Consider the following 17,197-nt stretch of genomic DNA (forward strand, 5'->3'; position numbering starts at 1 on the left):
GGTTCACAACGCGAGCCTCGGCCAGGACGCCGTGTCCCGTGAAAGCTGCCGGTCGTGCGTCGCGATCACCACCGCGGCCGGTGTCGTCCCGAGCGCGGCGGTCAGTTCGTCGACGAGCGCGGCGGACAGGTGGTTGGTCGGTTCGTCCAGCAGCACGACGTGCGGGCGAGCGGCCAGCACGAGCGCCAGGTCCAACCGTCGCCGGGCGCCGACCGACAACTCCTCCACCGGCCGGTGCCGGTCGTAACCGGCGAGCAGGCCCAGTTCACCCAGTCCCGGGCCGGAGATCCCCGTCCTGGCGAGCCGTTCGTCGTACAGCTCCATCGCCGTCCGCCTGCCCGGCAGGTCGGATTCCTGTCCCAGCCGCCCGATCCGCGCCGACCGGGAGCGGGTGACCGTGCCCGTGTCCGGCTCCAGTTCCCCGGCCAGCACGCTCAGGAGCGTCGACTTGCCCGCTCCGTTGGGGCCGGTGACCACCAGCCGGTCGCCGCTTTCCAGCGCCACGTCGACCGGACCCGCGAGCCGTCCGGCCACCGTGATCCCGGCGGCACGGAGCAGGACAGCGCCTCCGTGTGACGGCAAGTCCGGCATGGAGAACCGGGCGGGCGGCGGCGGGACGGCCACGACGTGCCCGGCCAGCTCTTCCTGCCGCCGGTGGACCGAGCGGACCAGTCCGGGCGCGCGGGTGGCACGGACATGCCTGCCGGTGCCCTTGGGCGGGCGCCAGTTGTCCCGCAACCGGTTCCGGGCGGCGGACAGATCGTCGGCCAGCCGTTGCCGCTCGGCGATCTGCTCGGCGTGCTCGGCTTCCCAGCGGGCGCGTTCGGCACGGCGCGCCTCGACGTAACCCGCGTACCCGCCGCCGTGGACGCGCGGCCTGCCGTCGCTCGACGGATCGAGGTCGATCACCGTGGTGGCGACGTCCGCGAGCAACGCCCGGTCGTGGCTGACCAGGACCACCACACCCGGATGCGCGCGCAACCGCTCGGTGAGGTGGTCGAGGCCCGCCGCGTCGAGATGGTTCGTCGGCTCGTCGAGCAGCAGGACCGGATGCCCGGCGCCGAGCAGGCAGGCCAGCCGGACCCGGTGGCGCTGCCCGACCGAGAGTGTCCCGAGTGGACGGTCACGGTCGTCCACGGCGTTCAAGGCCGCCAGCGACACTTCGACGCGCCTGTCGGCGTCCCACGCGTCGAGGGCTTCGGCCTGTTCCAGCGCGGCGGCGAAAACCTCGTCCGCGCCCGGAAGACCGTCGCTGAGCGCCTCCGTGGCGGCCTCGAGACGAGCCAACGCCGCACGGACGGCGGTCAGTTCGAGGTCGATCAGCGCGCCGACGGTGTCGGCCGGGCCGAGCGGGATCTGCTGGTCGGCGACGCCGACCGAACCCGAGCGGTGCACCTCGCCGCGATCGGCGGGCAGGTCGCCGGCGAGCACCCGGAGCAGGGTGGTCTTGCCGCGACCGTTCTCGCCGACGATGGCGACCCGGTCACCGGCCGCGGCGACGAGATCGACGCCGGAGAGCACGGGCCGTCCCCCGAAGGAGAGGTGGACGCCGGACAGGCGGACGTGCGCCGCGCGCACAGGCGCGGGCGAAAGAGGGGAATGCATGAAGGAACTGCCTCCGGTGAAGGTGATGAGCAGGAAGAACGAACTCCGGTACCGCGGCTCGCGGTACCGGTGGAGGCGTCGTTCCTCAGAGGAACAGCAGTTGCTGCATCACGCCCACGAGGGTAGGACACGGCCGGAAGCCCCCGCATCCGATTTTCGGAATCACACCTTCGCGCCATCCCCCAGGCGTGCTCAGCACCACCCGGACACCCGCTTTCACCTGCGACGACGCCCTGCTCCTAGCCCGCGAGCGTCGCTTCAAACCACCACTTTCCGGGGTCACCCACAGGTGCACCACGACGGTTGCCATGATCACCGGCCCGGCCGACGGTGGGCTTCTCAGCAGCATCTTTCGAGAGGAGCAGGACCGATGGCGAAGACCATGCAGCCGCAGGAACTCATCGACAGTGCCGTGGTCGACCCGACCGGGAACAAGCTCGGGAAGGTGGGCAACGTCTACCTCGCCGACGCGACGCGCCAGCCGGAATGGATCACCGTCAAAACGGGCCTGTTCGGCACCAAGGAGAGTTTTGTCCCGCTGTCGGGAGCGCATGCGGACAAGGAAGGCGTGCACGTCCGCGTCGACAAGGACGCGGTCACCGACGCGCCCCGTATCGAGGCCGACGGCCACCTGTCCGCGGAGGAGAGCGCGCAGTTGTACCGGCATTACGGACTGCCGATGCCGAGGACGTCCCCGGACGGCCGGATGGACGACCGGACGCAAGGCCGGGGCGACACCGGTCGTGGCAAGGCCGGCATGGACCCGGGCACACGCGCGGACACCGGCAAGCGGGACCGGGACGCCGAACCCGCCATGACGCGCTCCGAGGAACGGCTGAACGTCGGCACCGAGCAGGTCGAGACCGGCCATGTCCGGCTGCGCAAGTACGTCGTCACCGAAGAGCAGCAGGTCACCGTTCCGGTCAGTCACGAGGAGGTCCGGATCGAGCGGGAGCCGATCACGAAGCCGGGCGGCGAGCGGGCCGAGATCGCCGAGGACGAACAGGAAGTCGTGCTGCACGCCGAGAAACCGGTGGTGAACAAGGAAACCGTCGCGGTCGAGCGGGCGAGGCTCAAGACCGAGACCGTCACCGAGGACCAGACGATCTCCGGCAAGGTCCGCAAGGAACAGTTCGAGGTCACCGACGACGAGGGCAAGCACCGCAAGTCGTGACCCGGGGCGGTCCGGGCGTCAGCGCGTGCGCCGGACGCGGGCGGCCGCGACCACGAAACCGGTCGCCACGGCACCCGCGATCGCGCAACCGACGCCGAAGAGGACCGCGGGCTCGTGCACTCTCAGCACCGAGACGCACAGCCACGCCGTCGCACCGAACAGCAGGCCGAGCACCGGCCCGCCGGCGAGCGCGCCCCGCCAGCGGTGTCCGTTCCGGATGGTGCGCAGCCCGGATTCCAGGTACGCCAAAGCGAACAGGGCGAGGATCAGGCTGCCCGCGCCGAGCGCGCTCGCGAGCGGATGCTGTTCGGTGACGACGGTGAAGGTCCGCGGGACACCGTCCGCGGTCAGGGTCGCGGTGACGGCGCCGCCGGCGATCCACCGGGTGAGCCCGGGGAAGGCGAGATCGGCGCGGAAGCCCTCGCCCTCGGGTTTCGGTACCGCCGACGCGGAACCGAGCGGGATCCCGGCGGCGGAAAGGGCGAGGGTGACCTGTCCCGGGTTCCCCTCCCCGGTCACCGCGAACGTCTTGCTGAGGTCGAGGGATGCCGACGAGGCCGCGACGCCGTCGATCTTCAGCGTCGTGGCCTCGTGCGGCAGCCGTTCCGGCGTGAGCAGGGTGAGCAGCACGAGCACGATCGCGGCGGCCGCCGCGGCGAGCCGGAACCAGAGCACCGTGCCGGAGCGTTTCCTCGGCTCGAGATCCGCGCGGGTCGCCGACACCGTCGGATCCGGTGCGGGTCGGCGGACCGGCCGGGTCGGGCCGTCTCCGGCAGGTGCCGGGGCACCGATCGCGGAGATCACCCTCGGGGTGAGGTGCCGGACGGGCACGCGGGAGCGTTCGAGCCAGCCCGGCCCATACACGGCGGTGGCGGCGGAGGCGAGGTCGGCGGCGAAGGTCTCCGCGTCGCGGTACCGGGAGTCGAGTTCGCGCGAGAGACTGCGCATCACGACCCCGGCGAGCGGTGACGGCACGCCGTCGATCGGACGCGGATCGGTGAACATGTGCTGGCGCATCATGCTGATCGCGCCACGGGTGTTGTCGAACGGCAGCTTCCCGGAGAGCAGTTCGTAGAGCACCGTGCCCGCCGAGTAGACGTCCGCCGCCGGGCTCAGCGCGTTGCCCATCGCCTGCTCGGGCGCGATGTAGGCGGGCGTGCCGAGGACTTCGCCGCCGTGCGTGACGAGGGTGGCACCCTCGCTGATCACCTTCGCGATACCGAAGTCGGCCACCTTCATCACGCCTTGGGTGGTGAAGAGCAGGTTCTTCGGTTTGACGTCGAGGTGCAGCACGCCCGCTTCGTGCGCCGCGTGGAGCCCCGCGAGCATCGCCAGCCCGATCGCGCAGGCCTGTTCCCCGCCGATCTCCCCACTGTGGAACCGGCTGTGCACCGTGCCACCGTCGAGGCGTTCCATCACCATCAGATGCTCACGGCCGGTACGCACGTAGTCGTACACCGGCACGATGTGCGGATGGTCGAGGCTGGCCAGCACCCGGGCTTCGCGGTCGAAGAGTTCGCTGCTGACGGCGTGGTTCAGCACGTCCCACGGCAGTTGCTTGATGGCGACGTCGCGGCGCAGCGAACGGTGGACGCCGGCGAAGACGACCCCCATCCCGCCCTGGCCGATCGCGGCCCCGATCTCGTACTGCGGTAGCGCGGCGACGACCTCGGCGGGTGCGCTCATCGGTTGAATTCCTTGGTGGCGTCGGGAAAGCGGACCGTCTCGTCGCCACCGGGACCCGGCGCGGGATGCGGGGTCAGGTAGCCGAGCAGGAAGGCGATCACGGCGGCGCCGAGGACCACCGGGATCTCGATCGCCGGCTCCGGCGGGACGAGCCGCAGCACCGACAGCGAGACGACGGCGACGAGCCCGGTGCCGAATCCGGCGGGCAGGAAACGCAGGCCGCGCCGCCACCGGTTGGCGGGAAGTCGGTGGCGGGCCAGCGCGAGCAGGGCGGTCAGCCACGCCAGCACGGTGAGCACGAGCATCGCGAGCCCGAAAGCGCCGTAGACGGACCAGAAGGAGCCGCGGATGTCCGCGACGGTGGTCGCCTCGCCGAGCGTGCCGCGCTGGGCGTCGAGCAGTTCGACCGTCGACGGGAGCAGCCCGATCGCCTGACCGGACAGGTCGGCCATGTCCAGCACGAAGGTCCGGGTGACCCGGCTGTGCGCGGGGACCTCGAACGGTGCCGTGGTGTCGTAGGCGAAGAAGGTCAGGGCCAGCGCCACGCCGGACACCCGCACGCTGCGGACCTTGAGAGCGGTCCCTCCGCTGTTGGTCGCCGTGACGGTGAGTTCGACCTGTTTCGCCGGATCGATCATGACCGTGGCGTTGGCGATCGGCCGGTCGTCGAGGGTGACCGCCAGGTCGAGCTTGCCACGGGCGACGTCGTCCGCACTGGCCGGTGGTGAGCCCAAGAGGACCGCGCACAGCCCCAACGCAACCCCTGCCGCGATGACACGTCCCATTTTGCGCATCCCCTGTTTTCCTCGGCCGACTGGTCCGGAATGCTACAGCGAGTACTTACCGGAGAGGCACGTCCCAATGCGTATCGTGGTTCGCCTGATATTCGGCACCGTGACCGGGTTGTTGTTCCTGCTTTCCCAGGTGGGAACGGGAAACGCGCAGCAGTCCCCGTATCAGTCCACGGTTGGTTTGAAACCTTCGAGCGGACCCGCCGGGAGTTCTTTCACCATTTCCTGGAATTTCTCGCCCTGCAAAGGACCTATTTCTTTCACGTGGGACGGAACGGCCGTCACGTCGGTCAGCGCCCCCAGTGGACAGGTCGGGACGACGGTGCCGGGCAACGCGGCACCCGGTAGCCACACGGTCACGGGCACCTGCACGAACGCCCGGACCGGCCAGCCCCTGACCGGGAGCGCGATCTTCCGCGTGACCGGGACCGTCACCACAGCCCCGCCGACGACGAAGGTGCCGCCGGCGACCAAGCCGTCGGTTCCGGTGACGACCCCGACCAGACCGGGGACGACCACCACCCCGGTCACCACGACGACACCGCCGCCCACCACCACGACAACGCCACCGTCCACAACGGACACTCCCCCGCCGCCGACGGACGTCCCGTCGACGAGCAGCACCCCGCCGGGCCCGAACGACCTGATCCTCGACCGGCCGAGCGTGCAGCCCGGCGAAGCGTTGTCCGCGACCGGCAAGGGCTGCACCCCCGGCGAACGCGTCACGCTGACGTCGGACGGCGAACGCGTCGGCGGCGCCTACGCCGACGGCACCGGCGCCTTCACCGCGGCCGTCGAATTCACGCGGATCGAAGCGGGCAGGCACACCGTCGTCGCGGACTGCGGCGTCCGGCTGACCGGCGCCGTCGAACAGGTCGTGACCAGTTCATCCGGCGGGCACAGTGGAACCCTGGTGGTGCTGGTGTTCTTCGTGCTGGCCGGGATCACCGTGATCCGCTTCCCCTGAGGTCAGCGCGGAAGCTTCACCACGGTGACGAAGAAGTTGTCGATCTGGCGCACCACGTCGATGAACCGGTCGAAGTCGACCGGCTTGGTGACGTAGGCGTTGGCGTGCAGGTCGTAGCTACGGAGGATGTCCTCTTCGGCTTCGGAAGTGGTGAGCACGACGACCGGGATGGTGCGCAGTTCCGGCGACGCCTTGACCTCGCTGAGCACCTCGCGGCCGTCCTTGCGGGGCAGGTTCAGGTCGAGCAGGATCAGCCCCGGACGGTCCGCGTCCTCGTACGGCGCTTCCCTGCGCAAGAACTGCAAGGCCTGCTCGCCGTCGGAGACGACCGAGAGCGTGTTGCGGATCTTGTGGTGCTCGAACGCCTCCTGCGTCATGAGGACGTCGCCGGGGTCGTCTTCGACCAGCAGGATGTGGATCGGTTCCAGAGACTCGGTCATGCTTGCTCGTTTCCTTCGTCGGAGTTCTGCGCTGCGGGCAGGGTGAAGCAGAACCGGGTCCCGGACGCGACGGTGGTGTCCAGCCAGATCCTCCCGCCATGGTGTTCGACGATCTTGCGGCACAGGGCCAGGCCGATCCCCGTGCCCGGGTATTCGCCGCGGCCGTGCAGCCGCTGGAAGATCACGAAGATCCGCTCGGCGTACTCGTCGCTGATGCCGATCCCGTTGTCGGCGACGGAGAAACGCCAGTCATCGCCATCCCGCTCAGCGGAGATCTCGATCTCCGGCGGCTCCTCGCCGCGGAACTTGATCGCGTTGCCGACGAGGTTCTGGAAGACCGCCACCAACAGGGATTTCTCCCCGCGTACGACGGGTAGCTCGCCGTGGGTGATGTCGGCGCCGGACTCGGCGATCGCGTCTTCGAGGTTGCCCAGCGCGGTGTCCAGCAGTTCCCCGGACTCCAGCAGGACACTTTCCCCCGGGCGCCGGCCGACGCGGGAGAAGGCGAGCAGGTCGTTGATCAGCGCCTGCATCCGTTTCGCGCCGTCGACGGCGAAACCGATGTACTGGTCCCCCCGTTCGTCCAGTTTTCCCTGATACCGCTTCTGGAGCAGCTGGCAGAAACTGGCCACCTTGCGCAGTGGCTCCTGCAGGTCGTGCGAAGCCACATAGGCGAACTGCTCCAGGTCCGAGTTCGACCGCTCCAGCTCGCGGGTCCGGGTCACGATCAGTTCCTGCGCCCGCTCCAACCGCGCGACCTCTTCGAGGACCCGCGAACGCAGTGACTCCACATCGGACGCCAGCTCTCGCATCTCCTTCGGACCGGAGCCGCGGACCTCGCGATGAACGTCGGTTTGCGCGACGTCCCGGACCTCGGAGGCCAGCTGACGGATCGGCTTGATCAGTTTCCGGTGCAGGACCAGGAAGACCAGCGCGAACGCGGCGCAGAGCAGGACCGCGATCACGACGAGCATGGCCCGCAGGACGTCGGCGGAGGCCGCCAGGTCCTCCCGCGCGTCCAGCCGGTCGGCCTCCAGGCGGTTCTGCAACACACCGAGCGCCGCGCGGACCTCGTCGAACAGCGGTTTGCTCGCGTCCACCTGCGCGCCGGTGGCCGGAACGCCGGCGAGCACGGGTTCGATGACCGTCCTTCGCCAGGTCGCGGCGGCGCTCAGCACCCGGTCCAGCTCGTCACCACTCGCGGTACCGGGGACGACGCCGAGCCGCCGCAGCTCGGCGACGGCCGCGTCCTGCGCCCTCAATCCGTCCCGGTACGGCTCCAGGAACTCGGATCGTCCGGCCAGGATGTAGCCGCGTACACCGGTCTCCTGGTTCAGCATCGCCGTCGAGAGGGAGGTGGACTGCAGCACCTGCGGACCGGTGACGTCCAGCAGCCTGGCGCGCGAATCGGTGAGGTTCGTCAAGGCCAGCGCGCCGGCCACGATCGCGCCCCCGAGCAGCAGGCCGGCGATCACCCCGGACAGCACGGCCCAGCGGCTGATCGACCAAACGGGCTTCATCGCGGCGGCTCGCCGGAATCGAACGTGAGCAGTGCCAGCGCGACGTCGTCGTCCAGGGGCCCGCCGTGCAGGAGGTCCATCTCGCTGATCAGGCGATCGAGTGCCGCGGCGGAGTCGCCCTCGGCGTTCAGGCTGTCCAGCGCGGCGGCGGCCATCCGTTCGAGCCCGACCCGTTCGCCGCTGCCCTCGACGCGACCCTCGAAAAGGCCGTCGGTGTACAGCAGCAACGACCATCGCGGCCCCAGGGGCACCATCAGCTCCTGCCACCCCGCACCCGGCGCGACGCCGAGCGGCGGGCCGAGTTTCTCCCTGGACAGCAACCTGCCGCCCGAGTCGTCGACCAAGAGCGGCTGCGGATGACCGGCCAGTGCCATCCTCAGTGAGCGGCGGTCCGGGGCGACGGTGATCATGCAGACGGTGGCGAACAGCGGCCCCAATGCCTCGTGCCGCAGCATTTCCTCCACCATCGCCAGTGTTTCCGCCATCGGCAGCCCGGCGAGCACGACCGAACGCCACGCGATCCGCAGCGCGACACCGAGCGCCGCTTCGTCCGGACCATGCCCGCACACGTCCCCGATGACCAGTTGCAGGGTGCCGTCGGGGAGTTCGACGGCGTCGTAGAAGTCGCCGCCCAGCAACGCCCCGTTCCGGCCGGGCCGGTATCTCACCGCGAGTCCGAGCCGGGGATCGGTCACCAGCGGTGTCGGCAGCAGACCCCGTTCGAGGCGCGCGTTCTCCCTGGCCTGCAACTGATGCTGCAACAGTTGCTGCTCGACACGTTCGGCGCGGCTGCGTTCCCAGGAGTACCGGAGGGTCCGCGCCAGAAGCCTGCCGTCGACATGCTGTTTGACCAGGTAGTCCTGGGCACCCGCGCCCAGCGCCGCCACCCCGGTGGCCTCGTCCTCCTGGCCGGTCAGGACGATCACCGCGGTCGACGGCGCGTGCTGCCGGAGCCTGGTCAGGCCGGTCAGCCCCGTCGCGTCCGGAAGCTGGAGATCCAGGAGCACGCAGTCGGCCGTGATCGGCCGTGCGAGGGCCCGTTCGAGCGTCGTCACCCTGTCGAGGACGACCTGTTCCAGGTTTTCGACGGCGTCCGCGAGCATTTCTTCGACCAGCAGCGCGTCGACGTCGTCGTCCTCGACCAGCAGGACATGCAACCGGGTCGGCTGGAAAGAAGATCTACGGGGCGGGGACTGCTCGCCGTAACGCACGGCGTTGGACAAGGACAGCCACCTTTCCTCACCGGATTTTCCGGCGCGCGAACAGAAGACGGCTGTCTTCTCAACCACCGGGAGCGTACCGGCCGTACCGGACATGCCGTCGGTCCGGACTACCGACACGCCAGGTTTCCTGCGGTCAGGGACCACGCGGCGGCCGCGGCGGCCGCATCGCCGCGAAGACCAGGAGCAACGCGGCCAGGAAGAGGGCGGCGACCGCAAGATCGATCAGGAAACCGACGACGAGTTCGGTGATCATCACTCACTCCCGTGCCGCCCGGGCGGCTTCGCGACGACGCGCGTACAGGCTGGTGAACGACACCGTGACGAGGACCGCGACGATCACGCCCAGCGAGGCCGGGGTCGGGACCTGCGGCACCGACGGCCAGATGCCGTGCGCCCAGTGCAGCACCAGCTTCACCCCGATGAAGGCGAGGATGATCGCGAGGCCGTGGTTCAGGTGGACCAGCTTCGCGAGCGCCGAGTGGAGCACGAAGTACAAGGCGCGCAAGCCCATCAAGGCGAAGGCGTTGGTGGCGAACACGAGGTACGGGTCTTCGGTGATGCCGTACACCGCGGGCACGGAATCGACCGCGAACACCACGTCGGTCGCGAAGACCGCGACGACCACGACCGCCAGCGGGGTGAGCGCGCGGCGTCCGTGTTCACGCACGGTCAGCCTGGTGCCGCGATAGTCATCCGTGACCGGCATGAGCCTGCGCAGCAACCGGACCGACCGCAGTTGCGACAGATCCATCTCACTCTGACCGCCGGACATGGCCTCGCGCAGGATCTTGATCGCCGAGACGAACAGGATCACGCCGAAGACGAGGAACGCCCAGGTTCCCGCCGACAGCATCGCGGCACCGGCCGCGATGAACACGCCGCGGAGCACCAGCGCGCCCACGATGCCGTATAGCAGCACCCGTTGCTGCACCTCGGACGGCACCGCGAAGGCGGCGAGCAACAGCATGAAGACGAACAGGTTGTCGACCGACAGGGATTTCTCGACGACGAACCCCGTCATGAACTCGAGCGCCTGACCGCCGCCGAACTCGAGCCACAACCAGAGCCCGAACACCACCGGAAGCGCGAGGTAGAAGACCGACCAGCCGGCGGCCTCCCGTATCGACACCTCGTGGGGGCGCCGGGTCACCGCGAAATCGGCGACGAGCAGTGCCAGCAGGACGGCGATGCTGATCGCCCACAACCCCGGCGATCCCACGGTTGCCACGGACTCGGGCATGGAGCCTCCTCGAACTCGAAGTTCGAGGTCTCCTTCACCCGGCGGGGGCGGCCTCCCGGGGACACCGGCGGGGTGTCCGTACTGACCGGGCAAGCTCTTGGGAAGTACTCCCCTCGTCGGTCCAGTATCGCATTTAGTAAAGAGATATTAAAGCTTGGGTCAAGAAGGGCCCTCCCTCAAGACGCCGCGCACCGCGTCGACGGACAGGTCGTCCCAGGGAAATTCGGCCATCCACCAGGTCGCCCCCGCGCGCTCGTAGGGTGCGAGATCCGTGCCCGCCGGCACGCCGATGGCGAAGTCGTACGGCGTCTCGTCGCCCTCGCGCAGTGCGGTGATCGTCTCGACCGCCTCGGCGAACTCGTCCGCGTGCGGCAGGTTGACCGGGAAGAACCCGTCGTAGCGCGCGGCCCGGCGCATCGGCTTCGTCTTCCCCGGGAAACCGGCCAGCCACACGGGGATCGGGCGGGCGGGCCGAGGCAGGAAGGTGATGTCGTCGACCGTGTAGTGCGCGCCGTGGTGCCGCACCGGCTCACCGGACCAGGCGGCGGTGAGGATCTCGAGCGATTCGTCGAGCATCTCGGCGCGCTTGCGATCGTCCGGTTCGTCGCCGGTCCTCGAGAACTCCTCGCCGAAGCGGTCACTGCCGAGCCCCGCGCCGAGGATCAGCCGTCCGCCGCTCAACCGGTCCAAAGTGGCCGTCTCGCGGGCGAGCTTGACCGGACGGCGACGGGCCAGCGGCGTGACCATCGGACCGAACGCGAGGTTCTCGGTCGCGGACGCGACGGCGGCGAGGGTGATCCACGGATCGGCGATCGCGCGCACCGGCTCACGCCACCGGATGTGGTCCCAGACGAACAAGCCGTGCCAGCCCGCTTCTTCGGCTTCGGCGGCCAGGCGCGCGATGATCACCGGATCGGCGAGTTCGTCGAAGATCGGGAGCCAGAGTGCTGAACGCAGTGTCATGCCTGCGACCGTACGGACCGGCACCGACGTTCAGGCCGGTTTAGCGTGACCGAGTGGACGCCACGCGTGCTGCCCGGTTGACAACGCTACTAGAGTTCAACCAGGGCATTGATTAACCTATCGGTTGAATACCTGCGGAAGAGAACCACGATGACCGACCTGACGATCACCCGTCTCCTCGACGCACCGCGCGATCTCGTCTTCCGCGTGTGGACCGACCCGGACCATCTCGCGCAGTGGTGGGGCCCGGCCGGCTTCACCGGCAAGTCCTGCACCGTCAACCTCACCGTGGGCGGCAAGTGGCGCACCTGCATCAGCGACGGCGAGACCGAGCTGTGGATGTCGGGCGTCTACCACGAGATCGTCGCGCCGGAGCGGCTCGTCTTCAGCTTCGCCTGGGAGGAGCCGGAAGGCTTCCGCGGGCACGACACCCTCGTCACGGTCGACCTCTCCGACCTCGACGGCAAGACGGAAATGTCGTTCCACCAAGCGATCTTCGAGACCGTGGCGGAGCGCGACAGCCACCACGAAGGCTGGCAGTCCTGCTTCGGCCGCCTCACGGAGCATTTAGCTGATGCGAGCGGTCGATGAGTTCGCTCATGGCCCGCTGAAGCTCGCTTCGCCGCTTCTCGCTCCATCCGTCGGTGAGCTGATCGAAAATCTGTTCCTGCCATCGGTGGGCCTGATCGAGCATGGACCGGCCCGCCGCGGTCAGCGAAACCTCGCGGCGGCGCCCATCGTTCCGCGAGGCCTCCATGGACAGGCAGCCCGCCTCGATCGCGGCCTTGACCAGCCGCGACGCGCCGCTCTGGTCGAGGCCGATCTCGACGGCGATCGCGTTCACCGTCGTCTCGGCCCCGCGCCCGGCGAGAGAATGGGCCGCCTCGCAGACGAGGACGAGACGCCCCTGGTCCGCGACTGCCGCCGTCCGGCGCGACCAGTGCCGCACGAAGGCGAACAGTGCCTGGCCCGGACCTGGGGCGCTCATTCGGTCGCCGCCATCTCGCGGCAGATGTAGGCCAGTTCGAGCGCGGACTTCAGATCGGGCAGCCGGAGCGCCGCGGTGACCTTGCCGCCGCCCACCCGGAACACGGTCGCCACCCGGGTCGGTCCCGCGCTTTCGGGCCAGGTCGCGTCCTCCTCCACCACCATCAGGTGATCGCTGACCGGATGCCACGATCGCGGCTTCAGCCTGATCCCCGAGCGATCCACCCAGTCGGCGAACTGCGCGGACGTGATCGGCCCGGCGCCCTTCGGCCCGAGAACGACGACGGGATCCCCGACCGCGTCCGCCGCTCGCCTCAGGTCGCCTTCGTTGACGCTCTCGTGCCATTCGTTGATCGCTGTCTCGAGGTCCATGCCCCAACTATATGCGAAACGCATACATTTAGCCCACCGATCGCAGCACCTGCCGGGCCCTTGCCACCCCGTCCTCGTCACGCAGTCGCGCCGCGACGTACTGCGCATCGCGACGGAACAGGAGGTTGCCGGACAGCTCCAGCAGCCGCGCGGTCAGCGAATCCGCGGTCAGCTCCCGTAGCGGCAACGGTCGCGGCCCGGCGCCGAGGCGGAAGACCCGGTCGCCCCAGTAGGGCTGGTCGGAGAAGACCGGGCAGACCAGTGAGGGAACACCCGCGCGCAACGCTGCCGCGGTCGTGCCCGCGCCACCGTGGTGCACCACCGCCGCGGTACGCGGGAACAGCCACGCGTGCGGAACGTCCCCGACGGTCAGCAGATCGTCGTCGTCGGCTCGGGCCTCGGTACCGAGCAGACCGCGCAACCCCACCCGGCGCAACGCGGTGCGGACGGCCGCGAACGTCCGTTCCGCCTCCGACGGCCGCATACTGCCGAAACCGACGTACACCGGAGGCGGCCCGGACGCGAGGAAATCACGCAGGCGCGGGTCCGGCCGCCAGGCCGCGGGCGCCTCGAGAAACCAGTACCCGGTGACATGGACCCGTGAGGGCCAGTCCTTCGGCCGGGGAACCACGGCGTCGGAAAACCCGCACAGCACCGGGGTTTCCGTCCGCCGGGGCCCGCGCAGCCCCGCCGCGGGCAGACCGAGTGTCCGCTCGCGCCATCGATCCACCTCCGGCCGCAGCACCTGCCAGGCGACGGCGTCGACGGCGCGGAAGCTCAGCCGCCTGCCGCACGGCCCGGTCCTGGCCGCCCACGGCACCAACGGATGGGCGAAGGCCCCCGTCGGCACGCTGGGCTGGTAGTGCAGTTCGACGTCGGGAACACCGAGCGACGCGCCCAAGTGCGCGCCGAGGAATCCCAGCGTCGGGGCGAGCACGAGGTCCGCTCCCGCCGCGCCCTGGTGGACGTCGGCCAGCAGACGCTCCATCACCGGGGCCAGCGCGCCGCGCAACCCGCGCAGGAAGGTCGCGGACGTGCGCCCCTCGGTCCATTCGCGCCCGCCGTCCGAACCGAGGACCTCCGCCGGATCGGCCGAGAGGGGCGCGAAATCCAGGCCGTGCGACGTGACCAGGGTCCGGAACCGTTCGGCCGCCAGCACCCGCACCCGGTCACCGTCAAGGCCACGGCCCAAGGCGATGCACGGCTGGACGTCACCCCGCGAGCCGGGAGCGACGATCACGGCGAGCCGGCTCATCGTTTCGCCGCCGTCAGCCGGTAACGGAGGCGGAACGGCAGATTCGCCAGCACCGCCGCGATACGCGCGTCCTTGCCCACCAGGTATCGCGGCGCGACACGGCGTGCGGTCAGCGCGTGGACCACGACCCGCGCCGCCCGCTCGGGCGGAACACCGTTCCGCGCGGACCGCTCGGCACTGCGTTCGGCCTCGTCCAGTTGCGCCGCGTACCTTTCCCGCGCGGCCTCCGGCAGCGCGGCGCGCACCTCTTCGGCGGCGGCGCGGGCGCGCGACCAGATCGAGGTGGCGACGGCGCCGGGCTCGACGAGGACGACGCCGATCCCGGACGGGGCGAGCTCGGCGCGCAGGCTGTCGGTCAAGCCGACCAGGGCGAACTTCGACGTGTGATACGGCCCCACCATCGGCCCCGCGATCCGCCCGCCCATCGACCCGACCGTCACGACCCTGGCACCGGACGCGGCACGCAGCGCGGGCAGCATCGCCTGTGTGACGGCCAGCTGACCGGTGACGTTGACCTCCAACTGGTGCCGGAAATCGTCGAGCGGGACGTGTTCCAGTGGCCCCGGCCGAGCCATCCCGGCGTTGTTCACCAGCCCCCGCAAGGGGCCCGCCGCCGCGACCTTCTCCCCACAGGCCGCGATCGACGCCGGATCCCGGAGATCCATCCTCAGCACGGTGACCGCTTCACCGAAGGTCCGCGCGAGGTCGGTTTCGTCCGCGTCGGTGCGCACGCTGGCCCACACGTGGGCGTCCCGCCGGACGAGTTCGGCCACGCACGCCCGGCCGATCCCGCTCGACGCCCCGGTGACCACAAAGGACGGACGGGTCACGACGCCTCCCCCGTCTTCACCGGCGCGGCGAGGGCACGCAGCATCCGCGGCCACGTCTTGTGCAACTGGTCCTGCCAGTACGCCCAATGATGCGTGCCGGCCCCGTAGAAGTCCGTCATGACCGGGACACCGAGCCGGTTCAGCCGGTCGGCCATCGCGGTGGTCTGGCCGGAGCAGAGGAATTCGAGCAGCATCGCGCCGGGCAGCACGTCGATCGGGAGCTTGCCGTCGAACGGACCCGGAAGACCGTTGCCGGTGGACAGGTACAGCTCGGTGCCGCGCAGTCGGTCGGCGTTCACCAGCGGATCGTGCGCGTCCCAGCGCGACGCCTCACGACGGCGGTCGCCCCAGAGCGCTTCGGGGTCTTGCCGGGCGGAGGCGACGATCGCGTTGGTCAGCAGCTCGCCGTACGGACCCGTGGGGTTGAGATTGCCGCTGAACGACCCGGCGAACCGGAAGACCCCCGGCCGCCGGGCCGCGAGTTCGACCGCGCCGTAGCCGCCGAGCGAGAGCCCCGCCGCCACCCGGCGGCCGTCCCCGCGATAGCCGCGATCGATCAACTGCGGGATCTCGACGGCGGTGAACGTCTCCCATTGATTGAGCACGACGTCCTTGCCGTAATTCCACCAGTCGGAAAAGAACCCCGCGGAACCCGAGCCCGGCATCACCACCAGCGCGCCGGAGTCGTCGGCGAGCTTCCGGATGTCGGTGTTGGCGGTCCAGCCGCGATAATCCTGCAGCCGCGTCTCCCCGGCGAGCAGGTACACCGCCGGCCACTTCCGGTCCGGCTCGGCGGCCCACCCCGACGGCAGGATCAGCCGGACCATCGCGTAACTCCCGACGCCGACCGAGCGCACGGTGAGGTCCAGTATCCGCGGGTCACCGTCCACAGTGGTCTGGGCCACGACGTGCGAGCCGTCGTCGGCCCTGGCGTCCGGGACACCGCTCTCGGCCCGCGCCGGAGCCACGACGACGGCCGGCAGCAGGCAGGTGACGGCCGCGACCGCCCACAGCCGCCTCGAAGTATTGCGCATACGTAATCCTTTGTCCCGGTCGTTCGACAGAATTCGAAAATGTGACGGCGATTACCCGAGAAAGAAAATCAGAGGTGGCGACACGTTAAGCGGAACGAGCCCCTCCAGGCAATTGTCCTGCCCACAATCCGGGAGGACAATATGAATGCCAGGGAAACAAGAAATCCCTCGACCTCCCCCAGTCGGGTGACCCATCACTCACGGACAGTGAGCGACTGTGGCACGGGAGTACCAGACCGGCGCGCACACCTGCGAAAAGGCCGATACTCCCAGGTCACACCCTGTACACGAAGGACATTTACGTTCTCTTGACACCTTCCGGTATTCGATTTCCCGTCGTAGCCTTCGTCGTGCCGCCCGGGTTCGGCGTTCCCTGACGCGACTCCGGCGCCCGCGTCCCACCGAAGGGACCACACCTCCCCAAGGACCCTTCCGAAAGGGCTATTCATGGCTGCCCGAATTCGCGCACTCGTCGTGTCCGCCGCCGCGGTCGCGACCATTTCCGGCGCCCCCGGAGAATCGATTCAGGCCGCACCCGCCCCGCCTTCGCCCACCGTCCCGGAGGCCGCCCTGCTGCCACCGGGAACCGTCCCGCGAGCGTCCGCGCGCGACGGTTTCGACGTGGCCTCGGCACTGTCCACCCCGGACAGTCGCGAGAGCAGGGTCGACGTCGGTGGTTGCGAAGACGTCGTCCACGGCCGGCTGGTCGGCGACGGCGCCGCCGGCCAGGGCTTCCAGTCCGCCGTCCCCGGCGGCCAGGTCTCCGAACTGGTCGCCCGAATGACGAACCCGCCCGATCTGGCGGCCTGGGCCGCGCAGGCCGGGCGGTGCTCGAAGGTGACGGTCGACGACGCGGCCGGTACCGCGGTGTCGACCGTCACCGTCCACCCGGCTCCCGCCGTGCCGGGTGCGAAAACCCTTTCCTACGAACAACTCCTGACGCTTCCCGGACAGCCCCCCGAGTTGCCGGGGCTGCGTCTGCGCACCGTCGCCATCGCCGCCGACGACGTGCTGGTCGTGCTTCGTGACGCCGGGACCACCGGCCTCGATCTCGACGCGCTCGCCGTCGACGCCTGGCGGCACGCCGCCGGTCCGCTCGGCCGTTGATCC

The 17,197-nt window shown here is 69.8% G+C and carries 18 protein-coding genes; 4 read left to right on the forward strand and 14 right to left on the reverse strand.

Translation table 11 applies throughout. From position 1 onward, the window contains the following. Positions 1-3: 3 nt before the first annotated feature. Entirely contained in the window at positions 4-1,605 is a 1,602-nt protein-coding gene (locus DMC61_RS28270) for an ABC-F family ATP-binding cassette domain-containing protein (RefSeq protein WP_125692716.1), read from the reverse strand. Positions 1,606-1,975: 370 nt separating this feature from the next. Here DMC61_RS28270 and DMC61_RS28275 point away from each other — a divergent pair, with 370 nt between their 5' ends. Next, entirely contained in the window at positions 1,976-2,779 is an 804-nt protein-coding gene (locus DMC61_RS28275; protein WP_016335133.1) for a DUF2382 domain-containing protein, read from the forward strand. 18 nt (positions 2,780-2,797) lie between these two features. On the opposite strand, the gene DMC61_RS28280 is transcribed toward DMC61_RS28275, so the two are convergent. The 3 genes from DMC61_RS28280 to DMC61_RS28290 all read right to left on the reverse strand — a co-directional run bounded on the left by DMC61_RS28280 (position 2,798) and on the right by DMC61_RS28290 (position 5,964). Next, the gene (locus DMC61_RS28280) at positions 2,798-4,465 is read right to left on the reverse strand and encodes a serine/threonine-protein kinase (RefSeq protein WP_125692718.1); all 1,668 of its coding nucleotides are present in this window, start codon (positions 4,463-4,465) and stop codon (positions 2,798-2,800) included. After that, the gene (locus tag DMC61_RS28285; RefSeq protein WP_125692720.1) at positions 4,462-5,250 is read right to left on the reverse strand and encodes a hypothetical protein; all 789 of its coding nucleotides are present in this window, start codon (positions 5,248-5,250) and stop codon (positions 4,462-4,464) included. The genes DMC61_RS28280 and DMC61_RS28285 overlap by 4 nt, the downstream gene beginning before the upstream one ends. 171 nt (positions 5,251-5,421) lie before the next feature. Next, the gene (locus DMC61_RS28290; protein ID WP_233594984.1) at positions 5,422-5,964 is read right to left on the reverse strand and encodes a hypothetical protein; all 543 of its coding nucleotides are present in this window, start codon (positions 5,962-5,964) and stop codon (positions 5,422-5,424) included. Here DMC61_RS28290 and DMC61_RS28295 point away from each other — a divergent pair. Further along, positions 5,921-6,223, forward strand: coding sequence for a hypothetical protein (locus DMC61_RS28295; protein ID WP_016335137.1), 303 nt, complete (start codon positions 5,921-5,923; stop codon positions 6,221-6,223). The two genes, DMC61_RS28290 and DMC61_RS28295, sit on opposite strands and share 44 nt — an antisense overlap. A gap of 2 nt (positions 6,224-6,225) precedes the next feature. Here the strand turns inward: DMC61_RS28295 and DMC61_RS28300 are convergent, their stop codons facing one another. The 5 genes from DMC61_RS28300 to DMC61_RS28320 form a co-directional block, all read right to left on the reverse strand. Further along, a complete protein-coding gene (locus DMC61_RS28300; RefSeq protein ID WP_125692724.1) occupies positions 6,226-6,663 on the reverse strand; it encodes a response regulator in 438 nt (145 codons plus the stop codon). Beyond that, on the reverse strand, positions 6,660-8,183 hold the full coding sequence (locus tag DMC61_RS28305) for an ATP-binding protein (protein ID WP_125692726.1): 1,524 nt from the start codon (positions 8,181-8,183) through the stop codon (positions 6,660-6,662). The genes DMC61_RS28300 and DMC61_RS28305 overlap by 4 nt, the downstream gene beginning before the upstream one ends. Beyond that, the gene (locus tag DMC61_RS28310) at positions 8,180-9,406 is read right to left on the reverse strand and encodes a PP2C family protein-serine/threonine phosphatase (RefSeq protein ID WP_125692728.1); all 1,227 of its coding nucleotides are present in this window, start codon (positions 9,404-9,406) and stop codon (positions 8,180-8,182) included. The genes DMC61_RS28305 and DMC61_RS28310 overlap by 4 nt, the downstream gene beginning before the upstream one ends. Before the next feature lie 256 nt (positions 9,407-9,662). Further along, positions 9,663-10,646 carry a TerC/Alx family metal homeostasis membrane protein gene (locus DMC61_RS28315; RefSeq protein WP_125692730.1) on the reverse strand — a complete coding sequence of 328 codons (984 nt, stop codon included), beginning with the start codon at positions 10,644-10,646 and terminating at the stop codon, positions 9,663-9,665. A gap of 159 nt (positions 10,647-10,805) precedes the next feature. Beyond that, positions 10,806-11,609: an LLM class flavin-dependent oxidoreductase gene (locus DMC61_RS28320; protein ID WP_125692733.1), complete on the reverse strand. Its 804-nt coding sequence runs from the start codon at positions 11,607-11,609 to the stop codon at positions 10,806-10,808. A 150-nt stretch (positions 11,610-11,759) separates the two neighbouring features. Here DMC61_RS28320 and DMC61_RS28325 point away from each other — a divergent pair, with 150 nt between their 5' ends. Further along, positions 11,760-12,200 carry an SRPBCC domain-containing protein gene (locus DMC61_RS28325; protein WP_125692735.1) on the forward strand — a complete coding sequence of 147 codons (441 nt, stop codon included), beginning with the start codon at positions 11,760-11,762 and terminating at the stop codon, positions 12,198-12,200. On the opposite strand, the gene DMC61_RS28330 is transcribed toward DMC61_RS28325, so the two are convergent. From DMC61_RS28330 to DMC61_RS28350, 5 genes are read right to left on the reverse strand one after another with little or no spacing between them, the layout of a single operon-like run. After that, the gene (locus DMC61_RS28330) at positions 12,166-12,597 is read right to left on the reverse strand and encodes a MarR family winged helix-turn-helix transcriptional regulator (protein ID WP_125692737.1); all 432 of its coding nucleotides are present in this window, start codon (positions 12,595-12,597) and stop codon (positions 12,166-12,168) included. The two genes, DMC61_RS28325 and DMC61_RS28330, sit on opposite strands and share 35 nt — an antisense overlap. Beyond that, a complete protein-coding gene (locus tag DMC61_RS28335) occupies positions 12,594-12,968 on the reverse strand; it encodes a hypothetical protein (RefSeq protein ID WP_125692739.1) in 375 nt (124 codons plus the stop codon). The genes DMC61_RS28330 and DMC61_RS28335 overlap by 4 nt, the downstream gene beginning before the upstream one ends. A gap of 28 nt (positions 12,969-12,996) precedes the next feature. Beyond that, positions 12,997-14,223: a glycosyltransferase gene (locus tag DMC61_RS28340; RefSeq protein WP_125692741.1), complete on the reverse strand. Its 1,227-nt coding sequence runs from the start codon at positions 14,221-14,223 to the stop codon at positions 12,997-12,999. Beyond that, positions 14,220-15,053, reverse strand: a complete 834-nt coding sequence (locus tag DMC61_RS28345) for an SDR family NAD(P)-dependent oxidoreductase (protein ID WP_125692742.1) — start codon at positions 15,051-15,053, stop codon at positions 14,220-14,222. Before DMC61_RS28345 ends, DMC61_RS28340 begins: the two co-directional genes overlap by 4 nt. Continuing rightward, positions 15,050-16,087 carry an alpha/beta hydrolase family protein gene (locus DMC61_RS28350; protein ID WP_125692744.1) on the reverse strand — a complete coding sequence of 346 codons (1,038 nt, stop codon included), beginning with the start codon at positions 16,085-16,087 and terminating at the stop codon, positions 15,050-15,052. The genes DMC61_RS28345 and DMC61_RS28350 overlap by 4 nt, the downstream gene beginning before the upstream one ends. Positions 16,088-16,534: 447 nt before the next feature. Between DMC61_RS28350 and DMC61_RS28355 the strand changes: the two genes are divergently transcribed. Next, a complete protein-coding gene (locus tag DMC61_RS28355) occupies positions 16,535-17,194 on the forward strand; it encodes a hypothetical protein (protein ID WP_125692746.1) in 660 nt (219 codons plus the stop codon). The last annotated feature ends 3 nt before the right edge of the window (positions 17,195-17,197 follow it).

Origin of the sequence: Amycolatopsis sp. WAC 04169, from assembly GCF_003947535.1 — a bacterium.
Lineage (GTDB): Bacteria > Actinomycetota > Actinomycetes > Mycobacteriales > Pseudonocardiaceae > Amycolatopsis > Amycolatopsis keratiniphila.

Bases quoted from the DNA above. Each gene is read 5' to 3' on its own strand.
- DMC61_RS28340 (WP_125692741.1), bottom strand. From the start codon at position 14,223: ATGAGCCGGCTCGCCGTGATCGTCGCTCCCGGCTCGCGGGGTGACGTC.
- DMC61_RS28335 (WP_125692739.1), bottom strand. From the start codon at position 12,968: ATGGACCTCGAGACAGCGATCAACGAATGGCACGAGAGCGTCAACGAA.
- DMC61_RS28320 (WP_125692733.1), bottom strand. From the start codon at position 11,609: ATGACACTGCGTTCAGCACTCTGGCTCCCGATCTTCGACGAACTCGCC.
- DMC61_RS28280 (WP_125692718.1), bottom strand. From the start codon at position 4,465: ATGAGCGCACCCGCCGAGGTCGTCGCCGCGCTACCGCAGTACGAGATC.
- DMC61_RS28285 (WP_125692720.1), bottom strand. From the start codon at position 5,250: ATGGGACGTGTCATCGCGGCAGGGGTTGCGTTGGGGCTGTGCGCGGTC.
- DMC61_RS28350 (WP_125692744.1), bottom strand. From the start codon at position 16,087: ATGCGCAATACTTCGAGGCGGCTGTGGGCGGTCGCGGCCGTCACCTGC.
- DMC61_RS28305 (WP_125692726.1), bottom strand. From the start codon at position 8,183: ATGAAGCCCGTTTGGTCGATCAGCCGCTGGGCCGTGCTGTCCGGGGTG.
- DMC61_RS28315 (WP_125692730.1), bottom strand. From the start codon at position 10,646: ATGCCCGAGTCCGTGGCAACCGTGGGATCGCCGGGGTTGTGGGCGATC.
- DMC61_RS28330 (WP_125692737.1), bottom strand. From the start codon at position 12,597: ATGAGCGCCCCAGGTCCGGGCCAGGCACTGTTCGCCTTCGTGCGGCAC.
- DMC61_RS28300 (WP_125692724.1), bottom strand. From the start codon at position 6,663: ATGACCGAGTCTCTGGAACCGATCCACATCCTGCTGGTCGAAGACGAC.
- DMC61_RS28355 (WP_125692746.1), top strand. From the start codon at position 16,535: ATGGCTGCCCGAATTCGCGCACTCGTCGTGTCCGCCGCCGCGGTCGCG.
- DMC61_RS28275 (WP_016335133.1), top strand. From the start codon at position 1,976: ATGGCGAAGACCATGCAGCCGCAGGAACTCATCGACAGTGCCGTGGTC.
- DMC61_RS28325 (WP_125692735.1), top strand. From the start codon at position 11,760: ATGACCGACCTGACGATCACCCGTCTCCTCGACGCACCGCGCGATCTC.
- DMC61_RS28270 (WP_125692716.1), bottom strand. From the start codon at position 1,605: ATGCATTCCCCTCTTTCGCCCGCGCCTGTGCGCGCGGCGCACGTCCGC.